Annotated in this window: 4 protein-coding genes; all 4 read left to right on the top strand. The window is 33.9% G+C overall.

The annotated features are described in order from the left end of the window. Positions 1 to 333 precede the first annotated feature (333 nt). The 4 genes from AB8P51_RS15050 (at position 334) to AB8P51_RS15035 (ending at position 3,966) form a co-directional block, all read left to right on the top strand. Positions 334 to 1,041 (top strand): hypothetical protein, encoded by a 708-nt coding sequence (locus AB8P51_RS15050; protein WP_369749703.1) that lies wholly within the window; start codon positions 334 to 336, stop codon positions 1,039 to 1,041. Positions 1,042 to 1,224: 183 nt separating this feature from the next. Continuing rightward, positions 1,225 to 1,593, top strand: coding sequence for a hypothetical protein (locus AB8P51_RS15045; protein WP_369749702.1), 369 nt, complete (start codon positions 1,225 to 1,227; stop codon positions 1,591 to 1,593). 412 nt (positions 1,594 to 2,005) lie between these two features. Then, a complete protein-coding gene (locus tag AB8P51_RS15040) occupies positions 2,006 to 2,905 on the top strand; it encodes a VOC family protein (protein ID WP_369749701.1) in 900 nt (299 codons plus the stop codon). A 329-nt stretch (positions 2,906 to 3,234) separates the two neighbouring features. Then, positions 3,235 to 3,966: a DUF6090 family protein gene (locus AB8P51_RS15035; protein ID WP_369749699.1), complete on the top strand. Its 732-nt coding sequence runs from the start codon at positions 3,235 to 3,237 to the stop codon at positions 3,964 to 3,966. Positions 3,967 to 4,154: the final 188 nt, after the last annotated feature.

Raw genomic sequence — 4,154 nt, 5'->3', positions numbered from 1 at the left:
TTTTGGCCAGTAATGATCCAATTAGATCTTGGTTTTGATTTTTAATAATTACGTGTTACAACAACGGCTATAATCCAACGCTGCTTTAGAACTTCCCTGAAATTTCCTACATTTAAATAAAACATGGAACTGGCATGAATAGGGTAGAGGACAGGGCCTGCCAAAGGCAGGCAGGCTCGCCGAAATCATACTTGTCTGCCGTACCAGCGGTAGCTGGGTAGGTAGGGCCAAGACCGTTGTGCTTCATTACTACTTCGCTTAAGCTTCGTAGTAGAAACTATAACCAACCGCTAACCAATGATAAAATTCTTTAGAAAAATACGTTACGACTTAATGGAAAAAAATAAAACTGGAAAGTATTTTAAATACGCAATTGGTGAAATAATTCTTGTTGTAATTGGGATTTTGATTGCGCTTCAAATCAACAATTGGAATGAAAATAGAAAACTAAAAGAATCAAAAACTGAATACTACGAACAATTGTTATCTGAAATAAATTTGGATATTAAAGAATTAAACCCTCAAATAAAAAGAGTTGAACAAAGCATAAACACATACGAATCTTATTTGGCAATCTTCGAGAAATCTAATGTGTCACTTGATTCTATATACCACCATATTAAAAAGGTGGAACCGACTTTCGGCCTAATTAGATTTAATACAAAAACTATTGAAGTTCTAAAATCAACAGGAGATATAAAATTACTTCCAAAATCAATTAAAAATCTTTTAATAAGTCTCGAAAATCAACAAAATTTGTTATCTAAAAATCAAGACAATAACTATGGTATGTATTTGAATACAATTGAAGACACTTATCTTATTAATCCATTTTCCGTTCGGAACTTGATAGAAAATCAAGAGCAGTTTTTTAATGCATTGAAAATTGAAACAAGTTTTGCTGACCAAATAGCAAAATATCATTTGGCTTTAACTATTAAAAATTTTGCCGAGATAAATGCATTAAGAATTTTAAAAGAAACTTTAAACTTAACAAATGATTTAAAGAATATTATTGAAGAGGAATTAGAGCATCAGTAAACTATTAATTTTAAATAACGAAAGCACAACAATGTGTATAATTCATTGCTAGTAAACGCCTATTTAAGAAAGTCCTCGCGGACTTTCTATCTGTGATATATTTGCAAACTTTAGTGCTTAAACACGCAACGAAATCATACACTAGACCGTTATGGTTAATTCCTGGAACTTATAGATTCATTGATGTTTAATTACAGATCAATACTAGTATTAATCCTGATTACTTATCTAAGTTATGGGCAAGCAAAGCCATGTAAGGAGTTTTCGATTTTAGAAAAAGCCTTAAATACATTATTGGAATCTTCCAAAGACACGGTGGTAATAAAAATTAGCAATGCTCTTTCTGCATTTACAATTTCTGATATAAAGGCAGTAACTGACTTTACAGATGACGAAATTGACATAATAAAAACGAAATTATCAAATAAATGGGACTATCATTTATGCAATGAAATTTCAGATTTAATCATTCAGATTCAAGAAAAAAGTCCCCTTTCAAAAAACAAAACATACACCCTTAGAAATTATTCTCAACCTAATATTGCTAAATGAAAATAAAGCAGTACTTCTATTATCATTTGCAGTGAAAAGCAAAGTCTACCATGGTGGTAAAGCTATTGGATCTGAAATTTTGGAAATCTATGAACAAAACGACGGAATTTGGAAACGAACCGGTCGAGAAATTTTATCAGTATATTAAGAACAAACCATAACAACGGCTATAATTCATTTTGGCTAATCCCAACTTCAAATATTTATTCTATTTTTAAAACAGAGAACCAGGTTAAAGGCTAAACCTGACAGCTCGCCTTGCCCTCGTTAATTTTTCCTGCAAGGCAGGAAACCCAACGCTGGGCTCGCTGCTAATTAAAAACGAAATCATACTTGTCTGCCGTACCAGCGGTAGCTGGGTAGGCAGAGCCACGACCGTTAGCACCAATTTAAAAGAAATGAATCCAATATTATGTATGACATAAAATATAAAAACACCTTGATTGTCTTGACTGTTTTAATATTTCAAATTGTTGGATGTAAACAGCAACCTGAAAAATTTGAAGATGTTGAGAAATTAAGTCAAGTGAATTTCCATCATGTCCATCTAAATGTTACAGACAGAGATTCAACTATTGCATATTATCAAAAGTACTTTGGTGCAACTCAAGTAAAATATCGAGATCGTGTGGATGCTCTTTTTACAGAAAAATCATTTTTACTAATGAATCTTGTCGATACTGCACCTTCAACACATTTGGGTTCTAGTTTATGGCATATCGGTTGGTCAGGTGTAGATGGTCAATCTGAATTTGACTGGAGAGTCAAAGAAGGGATAGATGTACATACACCTATTACACCTCTTGGTAAAAATTTTTATATGTACTTTCTTGGCCCAGAAAAAGAAGTCTTAGAAGTTTATACTGGAAACAAAAATCATAGGTTTGAACATATCCACCTACTCTCATCTGATGTTGACAAAACTATGGACTGGTTTGAATCCCATTTAGGCTTCATTCCAGTATATGAAGAAGCGAAACATTTTGGAAAGAACAAGCTTGGGTTTAAATGGAATGTATTAACCATCAATAACATTAACATCATTGTATTTGGTAAACCAGTTGAGGAAGTATCATGGTGGCCTAACAATGAAATTAAACCAACTGATGGTAGTGCAATCGATCATATTGGTTTTTCAACTGAAAATATTGAGCATTTAAGGAATAAAATGAGATCTGAAGGGCTGGATATTGTTAATGATATAAAAATTGATCCTATTCATGGTATGAAAAGTTTTTTTGTTAGAGGTCCAGACCGTCTACTCGTAGAAATAGTAGAGGAAAAGCTAATTCCTGAAGGTATCTGGCACTGATAACCCAAATTAAATTGATAAAAAACTGGTGCTAACAATAGCTATAAATAATCCGCCAGAGGCAGACAGGTTGCTTGTTCTCGCCTTCTTCTGAATCCCGATAGCTATCGGGACTCGCGGATTTTCAGTTTGGTGCGTACCTGCCTGCAGCAGGCAGGCTTGCAAGTTAAGTACTAAACCACCTGCCTGCCGGCAGGCAGGCGCAACTACTCATAGCCGAGACCGTTGTGCTTCATTATACTCACTCGAACCGAATTAAATAATTATCCTAACTTTCGAGAAATAACTAACCAATGATAAAATTCTTTCGAAAAATACGATTTGACCTTATGGAGAAAAATAAAACAGGAAAGTATGTAAAATATGCTATTGGAGAAATTGTATTAGTGGTTCTAGGGATTTTAATTGCACTTCAGATTAATAACTGGAATGAAAACAGAAAAGCGGAAGAGAAAGAGCTCAAGCTTTTATTAGAATTAAAAGATGACCTTATAGAGACCAAAAATGATTTACTGACGGATATCGAAAGAATACCTCCGATACTCAAATTAACCAATACCCTGTATAAAAGCATATTAGGACATCAAATTTCGGATGCTAACCCTATCAAATTACCACAAGGATATCTCCTCGGATACCCTATACTATATCCAAAATTAAGTGCCTTCGAAGCAATCCAGTCAGAAGGAATTTCTATAATTTCTAATGATAAATTAAGAAAAGAAATTACAGACTTTTATCAGTTGCATCTTAATAGAGTCGAATGGGCAGAAGAAAAAATAGAAGAACTTAATAATAAAGTTTTAAAACCGTATTTAAATGCTAATTCCGCTTATGGCAGTACATGTAAAGATTGTGCGGATTTATTTGAAGTTAATAGCAATAAAAAAAGGAGTTCAAGACATTTTTATCTTTTGAGCCGTGCAGATGATGAATTAGTTCATATGCTAAAAGATAATTTTGTATGGCTAACAGTATTAAATCGACGCTATTTGGCATTGTCTGATACCATTGACGAAATTATAGCTTTAATCGACCAAGAAACTAATTCGAAACGATAATAACTACTTTAGGTAAATTCAACAAATAATTAGGCGAATAGTATTTCTAAGCCATTGAGAAAATAACGAAAGCCTGCCTACCGCAGGCAGGCACAACAACGGCTATGACTCATCACGCCACAGGCGTGACGTTCCGAGCGAAGCGAACAGCGCAAGCAAATCATACTTGTCTGCCGTACCAGCGGTAG

It is taken from the genome of Muriicola sp. SD30, assembly GCF_041205185.1.
GTDB lineage: Bacteria > Bacteroidota > Bacteroidia > Flavobacteriales > Flavobacteriaceae > Muriicola.
This window is presented reverse-complemented; position numbering and strand designations above follow the sequence as displayed.

Coding starts and splice junctions, on each gene's coding strand:
- AB8P51_RS15050 (WP_369749703.1), top strand. CDS start 334: ATGGAAAAAAATAAAACTGGAAAGTATTTTAAATACGCAATTGGTGAA.
- AB8P51_RS15045 (WP_369749702.1), top strand. CDS start 1,225: ATGTTTAATTACAGATCAATACTAGTATTAATCCTGATTACTTATCTA.
- AB8P51_RS15040 (WP_369749701.1), top strand. CDS start 2,006: ATGTATGACATAAAATATAAAAACACCTTGATTGTCTTGACTGTTTTA.
- AB8P51_RS15035 (WP_369749699.1), top strand. CDS start 3,235: ATGGAGAAAAATAAAACAGGAAAGTATGTAAAATATGCTATTGGAGAA.